Source organism: Maritimimonas sp. 2304DJ26-3, from assembly GCF_056591635.1.
In genome coordinates this window covers 348,046-373,197 of the sequence record NZ_JBWQOK010000004.1, presented here as the reverse complement: position 1 = coordinate 373,197, position 25,152 = coordinate 348,046, and the positions used below count along the sequence as shown (strand labels likewise).

The window sequence follows — 25,152 nt, the reverse complement described above, 5'->3', positions numbered from 1 at the left end:
AACTATTTTGTAGATAAATTATCCTTGAACGTTTTTAATTACTTCTTCTGCTATATTGTTAGGAGTCTCCGCATAATGAGAGAATTCCATAGTAGAAGTTGCTCTACCAGATGACAATGTTCTTAATGATGTTACATAACCAAACATTTCTGATAATGGTACTTCTGCTCTTACAACTTTAGAACCAGCTCTATCTGACATATCATTAACCTGACCTCTACGTCTGTTTAAGTCACCAACGATATCACCCATATTCTCTTCTGGTGTTAACACCTCTAACTTCATGATAGGCTCCATTAATACAGCACGTGCAGCTTTTGCAGCAGCTTTGTATCCTAATTTAGCAGCTAATTCGAATGATAACGAATCTGAATCGACAGCGTGGAAAGATCCATCCTTAAGAGTCACTTTCATACTATCCATTTCAAATCCTGCTAAAGGACCATTTACCATTGCCATTTTGAAACCTTTCTCTACTGAAGGGATATATTCTTTAGGAATATTACCCCCTTTAATCATGTTTATAAACTCTAAACCTGATTTACCTTCTTCTGCAGGCTCCATCGTAAATACGATATCAGCAAATTTACCACGACCACCAGATTGCTTTTTATAAGTTTCTCTATGATCAGCAGCTTGTGTAATTGCCTCTTTATATTCAACTTGTGGTTGACCTTGATTAACCTCAACTTTAAACTCACGTCTTAAACGGTCAACAATAATATCTAAGTGAAGTTCACCCATACCAGAAATAATAGTCTGGCCTGAAGCTTCATCAGTTTTTACTGTAAATGTTGGATCTTCTTCAGCTAATTTACCTAAAGCCATACCCAATTTATCTACATCAGCCTTTGTTTTTGGCTCAACAGCGATACCAATTACTGGATCTGGAAAATCCATCGATTCTAATACGATTGGAGATTTTTCAGCAGACAATGTATCACCCGTTTTTATATCTTTAAATCCAACAGCAGCACCTATATCACCAGCTTCGATATGATCGATAGCATTTTGTTTATTAGAGTGCATTTGATAGATACGAGAAATTCTTTCTTTTTTACCAGAACGATTGTTTAACACATAAGAACCAGCATCTAATCTACCTGAATACGCTCTAAAGAATGCTAAACGACCTACAAAAGGGTCAGTAGCAATTTTAAATGCTAAAGCAGAAAATGGCTCTTTTACATCTGGTTTACGAGAAATTTCATTACCAGTATCTGGATCTGTACCTACAATCGCCTCTTTATCTAAAGGAGAAGGTAAATAACGACATACAGCATCTAACAAAAATTGTACACCTTTATTTTTAAATGCAGAACCACATACCATCGGAATAATAGACATATCCATTACAGCAGCACGAAGCGCGGCATGCACTTCATCTTCAGTAATAGAATCCTCATCTTCCATATATTTTTCAAGCAAATTTTCGTCATAAGCAGCAACCTCTTCAATAAGCTTACCTCTTAATTCTTTTGCTTCTTCTTTTAATTCTTCTGGAATATCAACAACATCAAAAGTAGCCCCTTGAGTTTCATCATGCCATACAATCGCACGATTCTTAACTAAATCAACTACTCCTCTAAAGTTATCTTCTTCACCAATGTTTAATACGATAGGAACAGCGTTTGAACCTAACATATCCTTAACTTGTTGACAGACTGCCAAAAAGTTCGAACCTTGACGGTCCATTTTGTTTACAAAGCCCATTCTTGGAACTTTGTAATTATCAGCTAATCTCCAGTTAGTCTCTGATTGAGGCTCAACACCATCAACCGCACTAAATAAGAATACTAATCCGTCTAATACACGTAAAGAACGATTTACCTCTACAGTAAAATCAACGTGACCCGGAGTATCAATTATATTAAAGTGATATCCTTTAGCATCTGCAGTTGGCTTTCCTTGCTCAGTTGGAAATTGCCATGTACAAGTTGTTGCAGCAGAAGTAATAGTAATACCTCTTTCTTGCTCTTGCTCCATCCAATCCATTGTTGCAGCACCATCATGTACTTCACCAATTTTATGAGAAACACCTGTATAATAAAGTATACGCTCTGTAGTAGTGGTTTTACCAGCATCAATATGCGCAGCAATACCTATATTTCTTGTATATTTTAAATCTCTTGCCATTTCTAATTAAAATCTAAAGTGTGAGAATGCTTTGTTAGCTTCAGCCATTTTATGAACATCAGTTCTTTTCTTAACAGCAGCTCCTTCTTCTTTAGCTGCAGCTAATACCTCGCCAGCTAAACGCTGAGCCATAGATTTTTCATTACGCTTTCTAGCAAATAAGATCATCCATTTGATTGCCATAGACACTTTTCTATCTGGTCTAATTTGCATTGGAATTTGAAATGTAGCTCCACCAACTCTACGACTACGTACTTCTACGTGAGGCATAACGTTAGATAAAGCATCTTTCCATATTTCTAGTGAAGTTTTTTCTTCGTCTTGTTTTCTTTCCTCTACAATATCTAAAGCATCATAAAACACCTTAAAAGCTGTAGACTTTTTACCATCTTTCATCAAGTTATTTACAAAACGCGTAACTAACTGATCATTAAATTTTGGATCTGGTAAAAGAATTCTTTTTTTCGCGACTCTTTTTCTCATGTCTCTTTACATTAAAGTGATTTAATTATTTTTTTGGGCGTTTAGCTCCGTATTTTGAACGACGCTGAGTTCTACCCTCAACACCTGCTGTATCTAACGCACCACGAACAATGTGATATTTTACACCAGGTAAATCTTTTACTCTTCCACCTCTAACTAATACTATCGAGTGCTCTTGTAAATTATGACCTTCTCCAGGTATGTAAGCGTTTACTTCATTTCCGTTAGTCAACCTTACCCTTGCTACTTTGCGCATAGCAGAATTTGGTTTCTTTGGAGTAGTAGTGTAAACACGTGTACATACACCTCTTCTTTGAGGACACGAATTTAAAGCAGCCGATTTGTTCTTCTTAGTTATTTGGGTTCTTCCCTTACGTACTAACTGTGATATAGTTGGCATACTAATTAATTATTATTTTTTGTTTTTAAAAAATCTCTATTTTTAGAGGGTGCAAATGTATAAATTATTTCTCGTTAATCAAACCCCCTTGCATTAAATTTTATTTACATTTAAAAAATAGTCTAGATATTACTTTTTTTAAGAAGTTTTTCGGCTATTTTTACTCCGTTTTGAAATATTTATTTACACCATATATATATATACTTTTTTTTCTTGGGAGCTTTCAACAGCTTCATTCTCAAAATTTCAACTTAAAAATTTCAATAAAAGACAGCATTCATAATTCAATTATGAAACAATTAAGCTTTAGAAAAAAGCATCAAACTATTGAAAGTGTTTTTTCAGAGTTAGATTCAATAAAATATCGATTTGAAAGGATTGGTTATTTTAATAATCGATTAGATTCTATTACTAAAAAAGACTCTACATATACTGCTTATTTCTTTTTAGGAAAATCAAAGAAACGTATTAAAATATATTATAACAATAGAGTTTTAACCAAAAAGCAAATATTTAGACTTACAAAAAATGTTACCTACGAATATTTCGAGATAGATATCGAAAATGTTTCAATTGTTTTAAATCAACTTGTTGAGCTATTTGAATCACAAGGAAAATCATTTACTGAAGTTCGGCTAAAAGATATTTCTATCAATAAAGATTATATAACCTCCAAGCTAGATATAAATATTTCTAAGGAAAGAACAATTGATAAAGTAGTAATTAGAGGATATGAAAATTTTCCTAAAACATTTTTAAAACATTATTTCAACCTTAATACAAACTCAATTTTCAATACTCAAAAAATTGAAAATATTTCGAAGAGAATTAAAGCCCTACCTTTTGTCTCGGAAACAAAATCTCCAGAAGTGCTATTTACTAACGACTCCACGTACCTTTATTTTTATATAAAAAAACAAAAAGCAAATAAATTTGATGGTCTTATTGGTTTTACCTCTAATGAAAGTTCTAGCAATTTAACATTTAATGGTTATTTAGATTTAGAATTGAATAACATATTTAATAGTGGTGAATCCATAAGATTAAACTGGAAAAGTAACGGAAATGATCAGCAATTCTTTAACCTTGGGTTTGAGTTACCTTATTTATTTAACTCCCCCATCAGCCCAAAATTTGAATTAGACATCTACAAACAAGATTCTACGTTTATAAATACTAATTTGAACATAGGGTTAAAATATCTAATTAATTATAGAAATAAAGTTAGTTTAATTTATGGTTCTAAGAATTCCGACGACCTACTAGATATTCCTATAAGCGACGTTATTGATTTTAAATCAACTCGATTTGGAGTAAACTACAAATATCAAATCTTAAATGACAATATTTTATTTACCACCAAGTTTAAATTTAACTTAAAAGCTTCCTTAGGAAACAGAAAGGCTTTAGGGATAAAAACGAATCAATCGGAACTAAGACTTATAACAAATTATCTATGGAGTTTTAATTTTAGGAATCATTTATTCATACAAAACAAAACCAGTATATTAAATTCTGATGGTTATCTAACAAACGAACTATTTAGGATTGGAGGTGTAAATAGCATACGAGGGTTTAATGAGGAAAGTATTTTCGCTTCGCTCTATAGCATTGTAAATTTAGAATATCGCTATAGCACAAATAGTGCATCTTATTTATATACTATTTCTGATGCAGCTCTTATCAAAAATCAATTAAACAATTTATCCGACCAAGTTTTTAGTTTAGGTCTAGGGTACGCCTTTACGACAAAATTAGGGTTAATAAACTTTAGCTACGCAATAGGCAAATTTGAAAGTCTACCCTTTGATTTTAATGACTCCAGGTTTCATTTAAAAATTATTAGTTTCTTTTAACAAGAGCGCAACCATTTTCTAGGAATTACATCTAATTATCGACTTTAAACAAGGGTTCTTAATATTTTGTTAAATTATTTTTTCTGTTAAAAAGTTTGTTTTTTAACTATTTATTAGGACTTTTGGAAACAATTAATTCAAATAATTATAAAATGAAGACAAAGTTTAGTGGAATTTTGACGCTATTCCTAGCGTTAATTGTGCAATTTTCTTTTGCGCAAGAAAAAACTATTTCTGGTACAGTTACTGATGGTTCAGGAGCATTACCTGGCGTAAGTGTTGTTATTAAAGGCACATCTACAGGTACTGAAACTGATTTTGATGGTAAGTATTCTATCACAGCTAATGTAGGAGATGTTCTACAGTTTAGTTTTGTTGGAATGGCTACTCAAGAAAAAACTGTTGGTGCATCTAACACAATTGATGTTGTTTTAGTAGCTGACAATGTACTTGAAGAAGTGATAGTGACAGGTGTGGCATCTGGTACTTCAAGAAAAAAAGTAGGTGTAGCTGTAAATTCTGTAAAGGCAGAAGACTTACAAGAGGCTGGTGCTCAATCGATTGATCAAGCTTTGCAAGGTAAGATTGCTGGTACAGTTATTCAATCTACATCTGGTCAACCTGGCCAACAGCAAAATATAGTATTAAGATCTATTGGTAGTTTAAATTCTTCTCAACCTATGATTTTAATTGATGGTGTAGAGGTATCTTCTTCATCAAGTAGTATTGGAGGTGCTTCAAATTTAAGTTCACGTCTTTCTGACATTGATTTTAGTAATGTAGAAAGAGTTGAAACAATTTCTGGTGCAGCTGCAGGTACAATTTATGGTGCCCAGGGAGCAAATGGTGTAATTAATATTATTACTAAAAAGGGTAGAGCTGGCGCGCCAGTTATATCAATAAACACCAATGTTGGTTTTTCTAATGTTATTGCTGATGACGCTATGAGAAGAGCTACTTTGCACAGATATACAACGAATGCATCAGGACAAATGATTGATCTTAACGGTACACCTGTTACACAATTAAATGGTGATGCTCAATATTTAGCTGTTGATGTGAACGAAAGAACCGTAGGTACTACTGCTTTAGGAGCTCAAGGTATTAATGATACTCCTTATGCAGAACCAACTTTTGATGCTACTGATGTTTTATTTAGCGAAGCTGTTAATACAAGATATGGAATTACAGTATCTGGTGGTTCAGAAAAAATTCAATATCTATTATCCGGTAATAGAACAGAACAAGAAAGTGTTTTAGTAGATGGTAAATATGTTAAGTATGATGCTCGTTTAGGATTAAGATTTGATGTAACTGATAAGTTAAAGATTAACACTCGTTTTGATGTTATAAACAGTTCGAATAACACAGGTACAAATACGGATAATGCAAATGGAAGTAATTTGATAAATAACGTATTTCAGAATTTACCTCATGTTGATTTCTTTAATAGAAATGCAGATGGTGCTTTAACAGTATCTCCAGACGCAACTGATCCTAACTCATCCAACCCATTCTTTTACAGAGATATTCAAGAACGAGTAGATGACGTAACAAGATATTTAGTAAATTTAGATGTAACCTATAACCCATTTAAAGTATTGTCTTTAAATGCTAAATATGGTTATGATACGTATACCCAGAATTTCACTTTTTTTCAAGAAAATCAAACTGGGCATAGACAGGCGTCATCAATTAACCCAAATGTATCAGGAATAATACAAAATGTAGATAATCAAGAATATTTCCAAAACTTAATTCTTTCGGCGAACCTATCTTTAGATTTCGAAGAAGATTTAAAATTGGATATACCTGTAACTTCAACAACTACGTTTAATTTTGACTGGAGAGACCGTGAATTAAGACAATCTGTAATTTCTGGTTCGAATTTACCAGCTGGTGGATTTGGAAGTTTTAATATAAATCAGGCGATTGTAAAAACATTTAATAGTTTCTTAGAAGCACCATTTAGAACCTATGGTTTCTTAGTAAATCAAAAATTTGATTATGAAAGTTTAGCTGGTTTTTCAGTTGGTTTTAGAAAGGATTTTTCGAATAGATTTGGATCTGGATTAGATTTTACTTTCCCAAGAGCAGATGCTTATTTTAATATTGCTGATTTATTTGAATCTGATGTTACTAATACTTTGAAGTTAAGAGCAGCCTATGGTGAAGCTGGTATTCAACCATTATTTAGTCAAAATATATTCACATTCCAAGCAACAACTGTTGGTAGTGAGGTAATTGCTAGTATCCCATCAATTATTGCAAACCCCAATCTTGAGGTTGAGGTTTCAAAAGAATTTGAGATTGGTTTAGATTATAATTTCACACCACAATCAGAAAACTGGTTGCATAGATTTAGTGGTTCGATTAACTATTTCGATCGCACAACTGATGGAGCTATTTTTGATTCTGAAAGCGCAACAAGTACTGGTGCTTCAGGTGCTTCTGCAAATGCATACGACTTAAGTAGTGATGGTGTTGAAGCTTCATTGGACATTGGTATGTTTAAGTCTGATAAGTTTAACTGGGATTTTGGACTACGTTTTACAAAATCTCAAGCAACTTTAGACAATATTGCAAGTGGTCTGCCATTAGTAATTCAAGATTTCTTTACACTTGAAGAAGGGCAAGAAATTGGTACATTTTCAGTTTTTCCGGTAATTACTAGCTTAGATGCTGTAGATAATAGTGGTAATAGAATTATTCCTGCAGGTACTGAGGGTAATTTCACTGTAGCAAGCTCAGGTTATGTGGTAAATAAGAATACAGGTAATGTAGTTATTGGCCCAGACAAAGTAGTTGCTGGTAGTTCACAACCAGATTTTGTAATGACTTTCTTAAACGATTTTTCATTTAATGATTTTGTATCATTATCTGTACAGATAGATTGGTTCCAAGGTATGGATGTATATAATAGAGCGGCGCAATGGTTATATAATAACGGATTACATGCAGATACAGCTGTACCAATTACTTTAGAAGATCCAACTGGAACACAACAAACAGGTGCTTTTGTATCATACTATACATCATTATACAATACTAATGTTCCTACTTCACATTTTGTTGAAGATGCATCTTTCCTTAGATTCAGAGATATTAGTTTACGATTTAAGTTAAAGAAATTGTTTAAAGATGCTGATTTCTTTGATCAATTGAACTTAACAGTGTCTGGAAGAAATTTAATCACTATAACCGATTTTACAGGTATGGATCCTGAGGCAGCCAGAAATTTTGGAAATACTTTTCAAAGAGGTTTCGATGAATTTACACATCCTAACACAAAAAGTGTGAATATAGGATTGAACGTTACATTTTAAATTATATAAAAAATGAAAAAAATATTAAACTTAACAATTTGTGCTTTATTGGTGACATTAGTTGCTTGTCAAGACAACATTCTTGATACAAATATTGATCCAGCTGATAATAATTTACCTTCTACATCATCTTTAACGAATGTAGATGGATTGACAACCTTTGCAAAAGGAGCATATGACTTCTTATCGAGTGAAGATGTATTTGAAAGTGTAGGGACTGAAAAAGAAAGCCCTTTGTTATTCTTTTCCTATGGTTATCACGAAACAATGGGTGATGTCATGGCTATGCCATGGGGTAACTTCGGTGGAAGATGGATAAATCAGACCGAATCTATTATTTTAGACGATGGTACAGTAGTAACCCCACCTGCAGGAGGTCCTCAACCAGGTGAAATAGCTATTCGGAATACACGTGCAGCTGGTTCAGACAATGCTTTACAGTATGAATGGAGAGATATGTACAGTCTGATCATTCAAGCTAATACAATTCTTGAAGCACTACCAGATCTTACTGCTAGCGATGCAAATAAGCAAGCATTTGAATCTTGGGCATTATGGTGGAAGGCTTATGCCTATAGTAGGTTAGGTTCTTTATATGATCAAGGATTGATTAATGACAGAGGTCTATTATCAAACCCTACTTCTGAACCTGAAACTAATTTTGTGTCTAGAACAGCTTTAATTGACAAATCAAATGCTTTATTAGATCAATTAGCTACTGTATTAAGCGGAGTAAGTGATGACGCTGGATTTAATACTAGATTTAATGCTTTACAAGTAGGTTATTTAACTTCTAAAGTTAATAAAACCGGTTTGACTGAAAATGTAAATTCTTTAAGGGTTAGAAATAAGGTGTACAATACCAAAGTGACTGATATGTCTGATGGCGACTGGAATGAAGTTATTTCTTTAGCCAATAGTGGTGTTTCATCAAATGGAAATGCTTTCATTATGGAATCTGAGACTTCATTTATCGATAATAACTGGTTACCTGGTCAAGTAACAGGTTTCTGGTATTTCCCAAGTGATCGATTGATTCAAGATATCAATCCAGGTGATGCTAGATTAGATTTATACTTTGAGCCAGATTTTGATTTTCCAAACCCAAGAGGAAGAGGGATACAGTATGGTGCTTCTAGATTCTGGAATGACGAAACCCCTATAGTTTCTTCTACTCCTTTAGCTGTGAAAATGTATTATGCGAGTTCTTTCGAGGAAAATCAATTGTTCTTAGCGGAAGCTAAAGCTAGAACAGGAGATGTTGAAGGTGGTTTAGCACATTTAGATGCGGTTAGAACTTTTCAAAATTCTGGGTTACCTGCTACAGTAGGTACTGGGTTGTCTGATGTAGAAGCTTTAGAAGAGATAAGAAAAGAACGTAGGTTAGCTTTACTAATGAGAGCAGTTTCATTTTATGACGCTAGAAGATATGGAATAGCATCTGGATCTAGAACTGGAGCCAGAGTATTAGATGAAAATGGAGTTGTAAATACAAATGCAACAATTAATTATGGCTATTTAGAATACTGGCCAGTACCAGCATTTGAATCAGATTTCAATTCTGTTTCTCCAACTCAACAATAATATTAACAAATACAATATTATTTTTATAAAAAAGAGGTTGCTATATTTGCAACCTCTTTTCTTTATTTAAGATTTTATGAAAAACATTCTTCTTTTAATATTGCTATTAACTTTAACTAATTGTGCTAAAAAAGATATAGCAAAAGATTATTTACTTACACCTTTAAGTACAAAAGAATCTGGTGTAAATTTTCAAAATATAATTGAGGATGATGCCAATCATAACATAGTAAATTATTTATATTATTATAACGGCGGTGGTGTGGCTATAGGTGACATTAACAATGATAATTTAACAGACATCTATTTTGTTTCTAATAAAGGTAAAAATAAACTATTCTTAAATAAAGGAAATTTGAAATTTTTAGACATTTCTGAAGAAGCTAATATTACTGGGAATTCAGATTGGAATACTGGCGTGACCATGGTTGATATAAACAATGATGGTTTTTTAGATATCTATGTTTGTGCTGTTTCTGGTTTCCTAGACTTTAAAGGAAAAAATGAATTATTTATTAATAATGGTGACGGAACTTTTACTGAAAAAGCTAAAGAATATGGGTTGGATTACAAAGGGTATTCCACCCAAGCTTATTTCTTTGACTATGACAAGGACGATGATTTAGATGTTTATATCGTTAATCATGCTGTACATTCTAAAACTTCTCATGGTCCAGCATTAATTAGAGAAAAAAGATCTGGATTAGTAGGTGACGTATTATTAAAAAATGAAAATAAAAAGTTCTTAGACGTTAGTAAAGAAGCAAATATTTTTGGTGGCGTAAATGGTTATGGTTTAAGTGCATCAATTGCTGATTTCAATAATGATGGCTGGGATGATATATACGTTTGTAATGATTTTCATGAAGACGATTATTATTATTTAAATAATGGAGATGGAACATTTAAAGAAAGTTTAGCTGGTACTTTTTCAACAATAAGTAGATTTTCAATGGGGAGTGATGCAGCAGATATTAATAATGATGGTTTTCAAGATCTAATCACACTCGATATGTTGCCTAGAGATGAAAAAGTATTAAAAGCTTCTGAAGGAGATGTGTCTTACAACATTCAAGATTTTTTAGCTAAACTAGGTTATCAAAAACAATATTCAAGAAATATGCTTCAAATAAATAATGAAGGAGACTATTTTATTGAAGCAGGGTTATTTAATAATGTTGCCGGTACCGATTGGAGCTGGGCTCCTCTTATTGCAGATTTTAATCAAGATGGTTTTCAGGATATTTTTATTAGCAATGGAATATATAAGAGACCAAATAATTTAGACTTTATGCGATATATTGCAAGTTCTTTTAAAAATAAGTCTTCTTCTCAAAGCAAAAATCAATGGTTGATAAATTCTCTTAAAGAAATGCCGCAAGGCAAATTTCCGAATCAAATATTTTTTGGTAATTCTAAAAAATTTGAAAATAAGAATGGAAGTTGGATTAAAGACATTCCTACGCTAACCAATGGAGCCGCCTATAGTGATTTGGATAATGATGGTGATTTAGATTTAGTACTTAATAATTTAAATGATTATGCCCAAATAGTTGAAAATACTTCAAACTCTACAAATGCGTATATAAAAATCAAACTGAATTATAAAAAAAATAATATTGATGGTATAGGATCAAAAGTTATACTCTATAGTCAAAACAAAAAACAGACGAAACAATTATTTCTATCTAGAGGTTTTATTTCTTCGGTTGATTCAAAAATACATTTTGGAATAAAAAATAGGGAGAAAGTGGATTCTTTAATAATTATATGGCCCGATAATACTTTTCAGAAAATTTCAAATCTTAAAAAAAATAAAGAAATTATTGTTGACTATGATGAAAATAACAAATTAAAATACAATTATCAAAAGCTAAATAATGACCAGAAGTTATTTAGTAAAATTGACTTAATAAACTTTTTACATAAAGAAGATGAATATAATGACTTTAATTTCGAAAAATTAATTCCTTACAAAGTTTCAACAGCTGGCCCAGCCATTGCAGCCGGAGATATTGATGGTAACGGATTTGAAGATGTGTATATTGGGAACTCTTCAGGTAAAAAAGGAAAATTTTATTTAAATAATGGTCATAATCTAGTTGAAAAAATCAACTTGGAAATTGAGAAAGATTCTTTATTTGAGGACGTAGACGCAACTTTTTTTGATGCTGACGGAGATAATGACCTAGATCTTTATATCTCATCTGGCATTAATAAATCTAGAGATACGACTTTTGAACTAGATAGATTATATTTAAATAGCGGAAATGGTCATTTCTACAAAACTAAAAATAACATTCCTAGAAATATTTTAAATTCTTCTGTTGTTAAACCTAATGATTATGATAATGATGGTGATATAGACCTATTTGTTGGTAATCGGTCAAATCCTAATGATTTTGGACAAAATGTTGCTTCTTATATTTTAAATAATGATGGTAAAGGAAATTTCACAAAAGATAAAGTATTTGTTTTAGAATCGAAAGTAACAGATGCTACTTGGAGCGACATAAATAATGATGGATTTAAAGATTTATTGGTCTCAACTGAATGGGACACCCCAAAAATATATATAAATACAAAAGGAATTTTAGAAGAACTTGTTTTAGATAAAAAACTTAATGGTTTATGGCAAACTGTAACAACTTATGATATTGACTTTGATGGTGACCAAGATATTATACTAGGGAATTGGGGATTAAATACCAAGTTTCAGCCAAATAATGATGCTCCATTATTGATGTATTATTCCGACTTTGATAATAATGGAAAAAAAGAAACAGTTTTGTCATATAAATTAATTGATGATTATTATTCTGTAAATTCTAAAGATGAACTTGCTTCACAAATGAATATAATTAGTAAACGTTTTGTGAAATATAATGATTTTGCCAATCAACCAATAGAAAAAATTTTAACAAAACCCTCTGTTGAAAAAGCAGTTAAGTATAGTGTATCTACAATAGCAAGTGGTTATTTGTTAAATGAAAATGGAAAGTTTGAAAGATTCATAAAACTGCCAAATGATTTTCAACTATCGCCGATAATGTCTTTTTTAAGTAATGATTTTGATGCCGATGGAGTTGATGAATTATTAATTGCGGGAAATTTTCATGATTTAAATACCTATCATGGTATTTTTAATTCTTTTAGTGGTTTTTTATTAAAAAAAGGAAAGCCTTTTACATTTAACTCTATTGACAAATTTGGGCTAGATTTATATAAACACCAAATAAGAAAGATGTTATCGGTTAAAATGGAAAATTCTAAATTGCTGCTTAATTTATCAAATAATGATAGTTTAAAAGTATTTAGTTATAAATAATATGTACAAAAAATTAATTCTCTTTTTTGCAATTTTTCCACTTTTAATTTCGTGCAAAAAAGAAAAGGCCTCTATTGAAATAAATACAAATGACTATCATGCCGTCGTTGATAAATTAACATCGGTTATGGTTCATGATATTTTTTCTCCTCCAGTAGCAAGTAGGATTTATGCTTATCCAAACATTGCTGCTTATCAAACACTTGTTAGAAATAAAAAATCGAAAAAACATTCTTTAGTTGGAAAATTAACTGGCCTTAACTCCATGCCTGAGATTAAAATAGATACTTCAAATTTAAACTATAATTTAGCTTCATTAGTTGCTTTTATTGATATTAGTAAAGATTTAGTTTTCTCTGAAAATAAGATTGTTCATTTCAGAGATAGTCTATATCAGAAATGGCTAAAAACTAATAAAGAAGTTTTTAATACTTCTAAAAAGTATGGTCTAACGATTGCTGAAAGTATAAGAAGTTGGATGAATAAAGATAATTATAAGGAAACCAGGTCTATGCCTAAGTTTACAGTTATAAGTGACAATCCATCTAGATGGCAACCAACTCCACCATCTTACATGGATGGTATAGAACCTCATTGGAATAAAATTAGACCTTTTGTTTTAGATTCAGCGTCTCAATTTAAACCATCACCTCCTCCCAAATTTTCGTTAAACAAAAATTCACTTTTTTATTCTGAACTAAAGGAAGTTTATAATATTAGTCAGGAAGTTATTCAAAAAGGTGATGATTCGGAAGAAGTAGCTATAGCTCAATTTTGGGATTGTAATCCATATGTTTCAGTAACCAAAGGACACTTTATGTTCGCATCTAAAAAAATAACTCCTGGTGCACATTGGATTGGTATTTGTAAAATAGCATGCAAAAAAACAAAATCAAGTTTTGAGGAAACTGTATATGCATATACTAAAACTTCTATTGCAATAGCAGATGCATTTATTAATTGTTGGGATGAAAAATATAGAAGTAATTTAATTAGGCCAGAGACTTTAATAAATCAATATTTAGATGATTCTTGGGAACCTATATTACAAACTCCCCCTTTTCCTGAATATACTAGTGGTCATTCTGTAGTTTCAGGTTCTGCCTCGGTAGTTTTAACCTCAATTTTTGGTGAAAATTTTAATTTTGAGGATACTACAGAAATTCCATATGGGTTACCAATTAGAAAGTTCTCTTCTTTTGAAGAAGCCGCTACCGAAGCTGCTATCAGCAGACTTTATGGAGGTATTCATTATCGTGCTGCAGTAGAAATTGGTCTTAATCAGGGGAAAAAAATTGGAAACTATATTATTAAAAAAGGTTTATAAAGTTACTAAACACTTAAAGCCCTAGACTTTCAACTTCTGTTGATTCTAGGTCATATCCATAACATCTCCAAAAATCTCCCTCGTCGCTTCCATCATATTTCCAAAGGACTTCTTCATTTGGTGCCACTTCCCAAAAACCAAAATCTCCTTCACATATTAAAGTATTACCATTTTTTAAACGAACTGCTCCAGATATCCTTTGATAAAACAATTCAGGATCAGTAAAACTCCATTCAACTTCGGGTTCATTATTCATATTTGGAAATAAACTAAATGTGTCTGGTATTTTAAGTTCATAGACAGCAGATTGATCAATGTTATTATCTTTATTAACAAATATCAAAATATTACCAGCACCAGGTTCATTATCTTCTAGAAAATTGGGAAAATGATTATTATAAAACAGTCGTTCACCTTGTGCATTATTATAAGCTTCTGGATTCCCAAATCTATATAGTAAGTTACCTCCTTTTCCGTAATTTCCTCCAACATTAGTACTAGCTTCTTCTTTAGTAGTACTATGGTCTATAACCCATACTTCGCTATAAAAATTCACACTCATATAAATTACATCTTTTGTTCTGTCATAATCAATTCCATTTGCATGCATAATATCACCATTATCTCTTAAAGCATAATTAATATTAATTAGCTGAGGATTATCACTAATACTACCAAAAGACGATATATTCGGAAATCTATTCTGAATTATATGATCAAAACTATGCCACTCCCAAACTATTTCATCAGTATTCGGGTTAACTTCAATTAATACTTCTGGAAAAATATCAAACTCAGTATCTACACCAACAAGTTTAGCATCTGTAGCTGTAATTCGTTCCCAAGCCAAAAAAAGCACATTGCCATTTGGCAACATTTCCACATCATGGTGAGCTAAGTAATTAGGGTTTGAATATTCAAATTCCCAATCTGTTGAGCCATTAACATTTAATATTTTTATCAATCCTCCAAAACCACCAAATGCAAAGGAGTTATTTGATTTCTTAAACATTCCAATAAGTCCACCATTTGGAAGTAGCTCAAGATCATTACCAAGGTTTTCATCAAATGTCCATTCAAAAACTTTTTCGCCGTCTTTGTTCAATAAAAATGCCTCATCACTTCCATTTCTAACAGCTAAAACTAAACTATTATCTATAACTGGCGCTATCGGTGGCTGTTCTATATTATCTAGAGTATCATCATCTTTACATGATACTATTAAAACAATTGCAAAACAAAGAATGACTATTTTTAGCAGGTCTCTCATAAAACTTTCTTTAAATTTGAGAGGCAAAATTAAACTTTTATAGAAAAATTTACAATAAAATTACTTCTAATTAGATATCAATTAATAACTACTAATTATATTTCACACACTGCATATAGATTTTAATATAATTTAACATTGTTAACTTAAGTTTAACATTTTAACTTAAAAAACTTGCTTATTTAACTTATTATTATGATTTTTGGCGCAATTAATTCAAATAATCATATAATGAGAACAAAGTTTAGTGGAATTTTAACGCTATTACTGGCGTTTGTTGTGCAGATTACATTTGCACAAGAAAAAACTATCACTGGTACGGTTTCGGATGAAACTGGTCCTTTACCGGGAGTTAGTATTGTTATTAAAGGTACATCTACAGGTACCGAAACTGATTTTGATGGTAAATATTCAATCAATGCTAATGTAGGTGATGTGCTTGTGTTTAGCTTTGTTGGGATGAGTACTCAAGAAAAAACAGTAGGCTCTGCAAGTGTCATTGATGTAGTACTAGTTGCTGATAATGTACTTGAAGAAGTGGTTGTAACTGCTTTAGGTATTCAAAGGCAAGCTCGTGCGCTAGGATACGGTACAGATGTAGTGAAAGGTGAAGACTTAGTAAAAGCTAGAGAATCTAACATTGTAAACGCTTTACAAGGTAAAGTTACTGGTGTTCAAATTACTAATTCTAGTGGTAACGTAGGTGGTTCTTCTAAAATTATTATTAGAGGGGTATCTTCTTTATCTGGTAGAAACAGTCCTATATGGATAGTTGATGGTATTATTATTAACAACTCTCAAACTGCAGGTAACAGTAGAATATCAGGTAACAGAGATTTTGCCAATGGTGCTGCTGTCATCAATCCTGATGATGTTGAGTCTATGAATGTATTAAAAGGTGCTGCTGCAACTGCACTTTATGGTTCTAGAGCTGCAGGTGGTGCCATTATTGTAACTACTAAGAAAGGTAAATCAAGTGCTGACGGAAATGCAAGAGTTACGATTAATTCAACTGTTAGAATGGATGACCTATTTAGAATTCCTGATTACCAACAAGAATATGCTATGGGTACCAATGGCACCTATAGTGCAGGCTCTACTGGTTTTGACTGGGGTCCACGTATTGTTGGTCAAACAGTACCTAACGCTCCTGTTACTAATCAACCAGGTGTTTTAAGAGCTGTTGAAGATAATGGTATTAGAGATTTCTTTGATACAGGTTATACTTTTATCAACAACTTTGCTGTTGCTGATGCTAACGATAAAATGGATTATAGATTAAGTTTAACCTCTTTAAATCAAACTGGTATTTTACCAGGATCTAAATTGAATAGATATACTGCTAGTTTAAATGCAGGTATTAGACATAATGATAAATTAGAATCAAGATTTGGTGTTCAGTATATTAAGTCTAAAACTTTTGGAACTGGTGCAACAGGGGCAAACGATCCTAATATTATTGGTCTAAGTTCATTTAGTAGTACGCTAGATCAAAATTTATTTATTCCTTGGAAAGATGAAAGTGGAAACCAAATAAATCATGTAGTTAGTGATCAAGGCAACTTGGCAAATAACCCATTTTGGTTACGTCATGAAAATTCAAATGATCGTAATGATGATCGTGTAATTGCAAATGCTTCTATAACATTCAAACCTTTTGATGGCTTCGCTTTAACTGGTAGAATAGGTATAGATTTAAATGATGATAAACGATTTATCGAAAATAGTAAAGGTACTATTCAGAGATTATTGGGAGATTTTGACTCTGATAATTTATACAGACAAGAGATCACTTCTGATATCATTGCTTCATATACAAGAGATTTAACAGAAGATCTTTCATTAAATGTATTAGGAGGTTTTCAGTACAATTCTAGATTGGTAAGAAGACAACAAATTCAAGGTACGAATTTATTAATCCCTGAATTGTTTAGCCCTGCAAACGCTGAGCAAACAGTTGCAATTAGAGATTTTTCTGAAGCGAGATTAGTTGGTTTATACGGATCAGCCGAGTTTGGTTATAAAAATTGGGCAACCTTAACATTGACAGCTAGAAATGACTGGTCATCAACGTTGCCAAAAGATAATAACTCATATTTCTATCCATCAGCAAGTTTAGCTTTTGTATTTACAGATGCACTTGGTATTGATAGCGATTGGATTTCTTATGGTAAATTTAGAGCAAGTTGGGCGCAAGTTGGTAATGATACTGGTGCTTATCAATTGGATTTTAACTTTTTGCCTGTTACAACGGCTACTGGTCAATACGGTTTAAATGTTAACTTCCCATTCAATGGTGCTTTAGCTTATCGTGCTAATCCGACAATACCTCCTGCTGACTTAGTTCCTGAAGAGCAAACTTCGTATGAATTTGGTTTAGATATGAAATTATTTAAAGGAAGAATAGGGATTGATTTTGCCTACTTTAAAAACCAAAATAAAGATCAGATATTACAAGTAGCTATTCCAGAAACAACAGGTTTTGGATTCAAAGTATTAAACGTAGGTCAGGTAGATCAAGAAGGTTTTGAAGTTGCTATCGATGCAACACCTGTTAAAATTGGAGATTTTACATGGAATACAGCAATTAACTTCTCTCAAGTAGAATCTGAGGTTGTAGAATTAACTCCAGAATTGCAACAATTCCAAATTGCTTCTGCTTTTAACAGTGTACAAGTAATGGCTGTTCCAGGTGAAGAATTTCAATTATTTGGATTTGATTTCTTAAGAGACCCCGCTTCTGGCAGACCAGTTATTGATCCTACTACAGGTAGAAGAATACAAAACGGGCAAGCTGAAATTTTAGGTTCAGTTTTACCTGATTGGACTGGTGGATGGGTAAATAACTTCTCTTATAAAGGATTTAACTTAACAGCTACTGTTGATGTTAGATGGGGTGGTGTTATGAAATCGTCTACTGTTGAAAACTTACAACAAGGTGGGCTAGTAACTGAAACCTTATATGGTAGAGATGGAGCTTTTATAGATACTGATGGTGTTATTCCTGATGGAAACGGTGGATTTGTTGATAACAATGTACCATTATTAAATGCTGAAGACTACTGGACAGCTTCTTTAGGTGTTGGTAGTGTTGCAACTCCTTGGGTGTATGACGCAACGTTTGTGAAGTTAAGAGAAGTAGGTTTATCGTATACTTTACCTTCTAAAATGTTAGAAAAAACGTTTATCAAAGGTGCGACCTTCGGTGTTGAGGGTAGAAATTTAGCTTTATTATATTCTAAAGTTCCTCATATTGATCCAGAGGCTAGTTTATTTGGTTCTGGTGCTGATGGTTTTGGTATAGAAAGATCGAATGTGCCTTCTACAAGAAGTATTGGTTTTAATGTAAGACTAACATTTTAAATTTAAAAATTAAGAAAAGATGAAAAAATTAAAATTTATAATTTTGGTATCTGCTTTGATGTTTGGCACATTACAGTCTTGTGATAAGACTTTAGACATCAATACAGATCCTTTGGCTGCTTCTTCAGCCGATCCGAATGCGGTCTTGCCATTTGTTTTTGTGCAACACTCATCGAGAAAAGTAACCGAATTAGGAACGAGAATTTGTGATGTATCTCAGTACATTTCAAACACATTTAATAGCCCAAATAGAGGTACTGTAAGTAGTTTCTTAACTGGTAATACATGGGCAATGTTTTATGTTCAGGTAATGGGTAACTTATCATTAGTAAAAGCTGATGCTGCTGCTGCTGGACCAACCAGTAATAATGTGAATGCAATTGCAACCATTTTAATGGCTCGTACATTTTATGAGGCAACAAGTCTTTGGGAGGCTGTTCCTTTTACAGAGGCACTAAATGGTACTGATTTCCCTAATCCTCAATTTGATAGTCAAGAAACTGTATTGAATGGAATTGTAGCCATGTATGACGAAGCTATTGCATTGATTGATGCTATGCCTGCAACTGGTAACTTTACAATAACTCCTGCTAGTGATATGTACTATGGTGGTGATATGGCAGCTTGGAGAGTACTTGCAAATTCATTAAAATTACGTACACTAATGATGTTAAAAAGTGGTGGTGCTAGCGTTGATGCACAAATTAACACTGCTTTAGGGCAACCATTAATGACAAGTAATGATGAATCAGCCGTTTTACGTTACTCAGGTCAAGCTGGTGCTCAAAATGGTATGTTAACCATTATTACAGCATTCTTTGGCCCAGACAATGAGAGTCAAGATGTATTTGGTCCTGGTGACCCAATTGATGCTTTATTAAATGGTTCTGGAGATCCACGTTGGGATCTTTGGGTAGCTAGAAACGATCTACCTGCACCTGGAAATGATCTTTTCCCAGATCCTGAAACTTCAGTATTGAGCAATAATATCATTAGAGCCGATCTACCTGACATGTTAATAATGCCAGCAGAAATAGATTTATATAAAGCGCAATTAGCTTTAGAAGGTTTTGCTGCCGCTGGTGATGCTGAAACTAACTATAGAAATGGTGTTAGCAATGCTATTAAATGGTGGGGACAAGATATTCCTGGAGTATTAGCTACTGTAGCTACTGGTGATATTGACGCATATGTAAATGGTTTAGCTGCTCCAACTATGAATGATGTATATAATCAACAATATTTGGCTACATTCTTACAACCAGTTATGGCATGGAATGTATGGAGAATTAATAAAGTCCCTGTTTTAGCTCCTCCACCAAATTCGTCGATAGGAACTGTATTAAGAAGATTTGTATATCCTCCAGATGAGATAGCAGCGAATCCTAACACTCCAGCTGATAAACCAACTTTTGAACCAATGTGGTTTGAAAATTAAAAACGTATTTTAAGATGAAAAAAATAACATATATTTTAATAGCATCGGTTATTTTCTTAACCGGTTGTTCAGAAGATTTTGTATTAAACGATAATGATCAAGGTTTAAACGTTGCATTATTAGATGGCGACTATGTAGCGTATAGTGCTAATGGAGCCAATACTACTACTCCTGCAATAGATGCTAAGGAGGGAGATACTGGTGTTGCATTAAATGTTGAGATACCTACAGGTACAGAATCAGATGTTACAATTAACTTTGAGTTTGGGGGTACAGCTATTTTTGGTACAGATTTCACTTGTGCTGGATGTACTAGCGCTGGTGGTAGTGTTGTACTTACACCGGATGACGGTGGTGGTACGGCTAACGTAATAGATAATGTTGACATACTTATTGATTTATTAACAGATCAGAATCAAGATGGTAATAAAACATTAACTGTAACTCTTGTAAGTGCTTCTAATGGTCAAGGTGCTGTAAATGTTGGTCGTGGTGGAACTGATTTATTAAGAACTCAGACTGTAAACATTTCTGATATTGACTGTGGAGACGTAGCAGGACTTTATAATGTTACTGGTACAATCTTAGTAGATGACTTTGGTTCTGGACCATATGCCTATGATGATAGAATTGCATTAGCAGATTGTTCTGTAGAAGGAGAATATAGTATCTCAGATATCACAGGAGGATTATATACTAATGATTATGCAACTGCATATGGCGTTGCTCCTGCTGCTGCTGTAATTGAATTTGACCCAACTACTGACGGACCAGTTACTTGGAGTGGTGTTTCAGATCAGTTTGGTGGTACAGTTATAGAAGATGCTGCTTCTGCAACTGCAAGTAATTATAATGCTGCTACAGGCGTAATTACTATTTACTGGACAGCTACTGCTTATGGCGAGCGTGGTGTTACAACTTATACCATTGCTCCATAATTAAAAGCTTAATTTTAGATAAAAAACCACCTCTATTGAGGTGGTTTTTTTTTACTATCTAATTGACCTACATTTGCGTCATGCAACAAAATGAAATTATATTTGGTATTAGAACAGCCATTGAAGCTATATCCTCCGGAAGGACTCTAGAAAAAGTCTATTTACAAAAAGATCTAAGAGGTAATTTATTTTCTGAGTTAATGTCATTAATTAAGAAACATAATATTTCTACTAGTTACGTACCAATAGAGAAGTTAAATAAACTATCGAAAAATCAAAATCATCAAGGGGTGGTTGCTAAAATTTCTCAAATTTCATTTCATGATCTTCATACTATTTTAGAAAGCACACTAACTAAAACACCCTTGCTATTATTATTAGACCAACTTACTGATGTTAGAAATTTTGGAGCTATTTTAAGGACTGCTGAGTGTACTGGAGTAGATGCAATTGTAATTCCCTCACAAGGTAGCGCTCCTTTAAATGCTGATGCCATAAAAACTTCTGCCGGCGCTGCTTTTAATATACCTATATGCAAAGTAAATCACTTATTGGATGCCATCTATCTATTGCAAGCAGAAGGAATTCAAATTGTATCTATCACTGAAAAAACGGATAATACAATTTATAATGTGGATTTTCAGAAACCTACAGCACTAATAATGGGTTCTGAACATAAAGGAATTTCTCCGAGTGTTTTAAAAATTTCTGATGAGAAAGGTAAACTACCAATATTAGGTGAAATCGAATCTTTGAATGTTTCGGTCGCTTGTGGTGTTGCATTATATGAAGTTGTAAGACAGCGTTTAAGCTAATTTACTCTTCTTCATAACTGGTTTCTAATGTATTTTCCTCTTCAAAATATCCGTCATCTTCCCATTGATATTTAACTTTTTGAGGTCCATATTTCCTGAAGAAAAAAGCAAAAAGTAATCCTATTAAAAATCCTGATAAGTGTCCTTCCCAAGAAATCCGTTCCTCTATGGGAAAGATATACCAAATCATACTTCCATATAAAAAAACTACTATTAGAGAAACTGCTATTAACCGACTATATCTTCTAATAATTCCACTAAATAGGATAAAACTAAAGAGTAAATAAACTACGCCACTAGCTCCTATATGATAAGATGGCCTAGCTATTAACCAAGTCAACAATCCACTCAAGATTACTCCAAAGAATAATATTTTAAACGCAATTTTTCTATAGAAATAAAATAAAGCCATTAATAAGACAAAAAGAGGCACAGAATTATTAAATAAATGCCTCACTCCGCTATGGATCAATGGTGAAAAGAAGATTCCCCTTAATCCTTTTAAGGTTCTGGGATACACGCCATACTTTGTGAAATTATAACCGAATTTTACTTCAATCCAATAAACTATCCATAGAAATAATACACTATACAGCGAAATAGCTAGCATAAATGGTGTGAATTTGAATTGTTGTTGTTCTTCTGATACTAACATCAATTTAAAGATAGCAAAATTGCATCCAATCAATCAGTTTAGACAAATTGTCATTACATTTGTTATATGACTACCCCTTTAGCAGAACGCATACGGCCAAAAACTTTAAATGAATATATCAGTCAACAGCATTTAATTGGTAAAAATGGTGCATTAACTGAGCATATTAAGCGTGGAGTTATCCCTTCTTTAATTCTTTGGGGGCCTCCTGGAATTGGTAAAACAACACTCGCCAATATTATTGCTAATGAATCTGAACGACCTTTCTATACCTTAAGTGCTATCAATTCTGGAGTCAAAGATGTGCGTGAAGTCATTGATAAAGCTAAGCAAAGTGGAGGGTTATTCACAACTAAAAACCCTATTTTATTTATTGATGAAATACATAGATTTAGTAAATCTCAGCAAGATTCGTTGCTAGGTGCTGTAGAAAAAGGATGGGTAACATTGATTGGTGCTACTACTGAAAATCCTAGTTTTGAAGTTATCCCAGCCTTACTCTCTCGTTGTCAAGTATATATATTAAACGCTTTTAATAAAGATGATTTAATTGCCTTATTGAATAGAGCAATGGAAAGTGATGTACATATTACTAAAAAAGATATTGAACTCAAAGAAACAGATGCATTATTACAACTATCAAGCGGTGATGCCAGAAAATTACTCAATATATTTGAGCTATTAGTAAACTCTGAAGACGAACCTATTACAATTACAAATGAATTGGTTTTAACAAAAGTTCAGAAAAATGTTGTTCGTTATGATAAGACAGGTGAACAACATTACGATATTATATCTGCATTTATTAAATCTATACGTGGTAGTGACCCTAACGCAGCTGTATATTGGTTAGCAAGAATGATCGAAGGGGGGGAAGATGTAAAATTTATTGCGCGAAGATTAGTTATATCTGCCTCAGAGGACATAGGAAACGCAAACCCAACGGCACTGATATTAGCTACAAATACATTTCAAGCGGTTTCTATGATAGGTAATCCTGAATCTCGAATTATTTTAAGCCAATGTGCTGTTTATTTAGCCAATTCTCCTAAAAGTAATGCTTCTTATTTAGCTATTAAAGAAGCGCAAGGATTAGTAAGAGAAACCGGTGACCTTTCAGTACCATTACATTTAAGGAATGCACCAACTAAATTAATGAAAGACATTGGCTATGGAAAAAATTACCTGTATTCTCATGAGCATGAAGATAGTTTTATAGATCAAGAATTTCTACCTGATGCCATTTCAGGACATAAATTTTATGAACCTGGAGAAAATACCAGAGAAAATAATTTTAGAACCTTTCTTAAAAAAAGGTGGAATGATAAATATGAGTATTAAAACTTAATGCTTAACTGCTTTTTTACCAGCTGGTTACCTTTATAATACTCTGCATACCATTTTTCACCTTCCTTGTATAAAATACCAGCTTTATTTTTGAGGTAATATAAACCTTCCGTTAGAGATTTTAATGCAACAAAAACCTTCTTTGGAGTACTATCTACTAATTGAAACCCGTTTTCAATTCCTTGCGCGTAAAGAACTTTATTTTCTGCAATAACTGCAGGTCCTTCTATATCATCTTTTACAGTATTAATTTTAGCTGGTTTTTCAAGGAGTTCAGACGAAACTTCTGTTGAAGAAGTTTCAACTTTCTCAACTACTTCAATTGGTTTATCTTCTATTACTTCTTTTACTTTTTCTTCAGCCGCAGGTTCACTTACTTTAACAGACTCAACCACTACTGTTTCTCTTTTAATTGATTCAGATAATTTAGGGTTATAAGCATAGTTTTCAGCTTTTATAGATTCGAACGCCTTTCGTAATGCATCATGATGCCCTTTTTTGAATTCTTTTATTTTACTTTTTCCTTCAGCACTAGAAAAGACAACCTCACCTCTACAGTTTAGTAACTCAATCTTTAGTTTTGTTGTGAACATATTAGATGTTTCTACAACCCTAGTTTTTAATCCTAAACAAGGATTACTATATAAATCATTTGGTGAAGTATCTCCTTCAAAAACAGTTTTAAAACCTTGTTTATCGAATAAAAATTTTGCTAACGAATTAAGTTGATATTGATCTTCAGATTTCAGAAAATCAAATTTTTTAGGGATGACTACATACTTATAAGCGTTTAAATCACCTTGAGCTGGCAACAGGTTCACAAAGCCAATTAATAGTATTAAAAGGACAATTCTTTTCATTAGATATAGATTTATAACAAATTTAA

The 25,152-nt window shown here is 32.7% G+C and carries 16 protein-coding genes; 10 read left to right on the top strand and 6 right to left on the bottom strand.

Translation table 11 applies throughout. The features are described 5' to 3' along the window. Window positions 1–18 precede the first annotated feature (18 nt). Genes fusA through rpsL form a run of 3 tightly spaced genes read right to left on the bottom strand, consistent with a single transcriptional unit; the run spans window position 19 to window position 3,019 of the window. Window positions 19–2,136 (bottom strand): elongation factor G, encoded by a 2,118-nt coding sequence (gene fusA, locus AC1EUV_RS13400; RefSeq protein ID WP_480199230.1) that lies wholly within the window; start codon window positions 2,134–2,136, stop codon window positions 19–21. Window positions 2,137–2,142: 6 nt separating this feature from the next. Then, window positions 2,143–2,619: a 30S ribosomal protein S7 gene (gene rpsG, locus AC1EUV_RS13395; RefSeq protein ID WP_480199229.1), complete on the bottom strand. Its 477-nt coding sequence runs from the start codon at window positions 2,617–2,619 to the stop codon at window positions 2,143–2,145. A 25-nt stretch (window positions 2,620–2,644) separates the two neighbouring features. Next, a complete protein-coding gene (gene rpsL, locus AC1EUV_RS13390; RefSeq protein ID WP_480199228.1) occupies window positions 2,645–3,019 on the bottom strand; it encodes a 30S ribosomal protein S12 in 375 nt (124 codons plus the stop codon). 290 nt (window positions 3,020–3,309) lie between these two features. On the opposite strand from rpsL, the gene AC1EUV_RS13385 reads away from it, so the two are divergent. The 5 genes from AC1EUV_RS13385 (at window position 3,310) to AC1EUV_RS13365 (ending at window position 14,440) form a co-directional block, all read left to right on the top strand. After that, on the top strand, window positions 3,310–4,875 hold the full coding sequence (locus tag AC1EUV_RS13385) for a POTRA domain-containing protein (protein ID WP_480199227.1): 1,566 nt from the start codon (window positions 3,310–3,312) through the stop codon (window positions 4,873–4,875). A gap of 152 nt (window positions 4,876–5,027) precedes the next feature. Then, window positions 5,028–8,201, top strand: a complete 3,174-nt coding sequence (locus AC1EUV_RS13380) for a SusC/RagA family TonB-linked outer membrane protein (protein WP_480199226.1) — start codon at window positions 5,028–5,030, stop codon at window positions 8,199–8,201. A gap of 12 nt (window positions 8,202–8,213) precedes the next feature. Continuing rightward, window positions 8,214–9,785 (top strand): RagB/SusD family nutrient uptake outer membrane protein, encoded by a 1,572-nt coding sequence (locus AC1EUV_RS13375; protein ID WP_480199225.1) that lies wholly within the window; start codon window positions 8,214–8,216, stop codon window positions 9,783–9,785. A gap of 76 nt (window positions 9,786–9,861) precedes the next feature. Continuing rightward, the gene (locus AC1EUV_RS13370; RefSeq protein WP_480199224.1) at window positions 9,862–13,113 is read left to right on the top strand and encodes a VCBS repeat-containing protein; all 3,252 of its coding nucleotides are present in this window, start codon (window positions 9,862–9,864) and stop codon (window positions 13,111–13,113) included. 1 nt (window position 13,114) lies between these two features. Beyond that, window positions 13,115–14,440 (top strand): vanadium-dependent haloperoxidase, encoded by a 1,326-nt coding sequence (locus tag AC1EUV_RS13365; RefSeq protein ID WP_480199223.1) that lies wholly within the window; start codon window positions 13,115–13,117, stop codon window positions 14,438–14,440. 13 nt (window positions 14,441–14,453) lie between these two features. Here AC1EUV_RS13365 and AC1EUV_RS13360 read toward each other — a convergent pair whose 3' ends face one another. Continuing rightward, window positions 14,454–15,710 carry an arylsulfotransferase family protein gene (locus AC1EUV_RS13360; RefSeq protein ID WP_480199222.1) on the bottom strand — a complete coding sequence of 419 codons (1,257 nt, stop codon included), beginning with the start codon at window positions 15,708–15,710 and terminating at the stop codon, window positions 14,454–14,456. A gap of 231 nt (window positions 15,711–15,941) precedes the next feature. Between AC1EUV_RS13360 and AC1EUV_RS13355 the strand changes: the two genes are divergently transcribed. The 4 genes from AC1EUV_RS13355 to rlmB all read left to right on the top strand — a co-directional run bounded on the left by AC1EUV_RS13355 (window position 15,942) and on the right by rlmB (window position 22,264). Beyond that, window positions 15,942–19,073, top strand: a complete 3,132-nt coding sequence (locus AC1EUV_RS13355; protein WP_480199221.1) for a SusC/RagA family TonB-linked outer membrane protein — start codon at window positions 15,942–15,944, stop codon at window positions 19,071–19,073. 19 nt (window positions 19,074–19,092) lie between these two features. Continuing rightward, complete coding sequence (locus AC1EUV_RS13350) at window positions 19,093–20,511, top strand: SusD/RagB family nutrient-binding outer membrane lipoprotein (RefSeq protein ID WP_480199220.1); 1,419 nt, start codon at window positions 19,093–19,095, stop codon at window positions 20,509–20,511. A gap of 14 nt (window positions 20,512–20,525) precedes the next feature. After that, window positions 20,526–21,449, top strand: coding sequence for a hypothetical protein (locus AC1EUV_RS13345; protein ID WP_480199219.1), 924 nt, complete (start codon window positions 20,526–20,528; stop codon window positions 21,447–21,449). Window positions 21,450–21,529: 80 nt separating this feature from the next. Beyond that, window positions 21,530–22,264, top strand: a complete 735-nt coding sequence (gene rlmB, locus AC1EUV_RS13340) for a 23S rRNA (guanosine(2251)-2'-O)-methyltransferase RlmB (protein ID WP_480199218.1) — start codon at window positions 21,530–21,532, stop codon at window positions 22,262–22,264. A gap of 1 nt (window position 22,265) precedes the next feature. Here rlmB and AC1EUV_RS13335 read toward each other — a convergent pair whose 3' ends face one another. Next, window positions 22,266–22,919, bottom strand: a complete 654-nt coding sequence (locus AC1EUV_RS13335; protein ID WP_480199217.1) for a rhomboid family intramembrane serine protease — start codon at window positions 22,917–22,919, stop codon at window positions 22,266–22,268. Between the two features lie 66 nt (window positions 22,920–22,985). Between AC1EUV_RS13335 and AC1EUV_RS13330 the strand changes: the two genes are divergently transcribed. Next, window positions 22,986–24,260 (top strand): replication-associated recombination protein A, encoded by a 1,275-nt coding sequence (locus tag AC1EUV_RS13330; protein WP_480199216.1) that lies wholly within the window; start codon window positions 22,986–22,988, stop codon window positions 24,258–24,260. Here the strand turns inward: AC1EUV_RS13330 and AC1EUV_RS13325 are convergent. Further along, on the bottom strand, window positions 24,257–25,126 hold the full coding sequence (locus tag AC1EUV_RS13325) for a hypothetical protein (protein WP_480199215.1): 870 nt from the start codon (window positions 25,124–25,126) through the stop codon (window positions 24,257–24,259). The two genes, AC1EUV_RS13330 and AC1EUV_RS13325, sit on opposite strands and share 4 nt — an antisense overlap. Window positions 25,127–25,152: the final 26 nt, after the last annotated feature.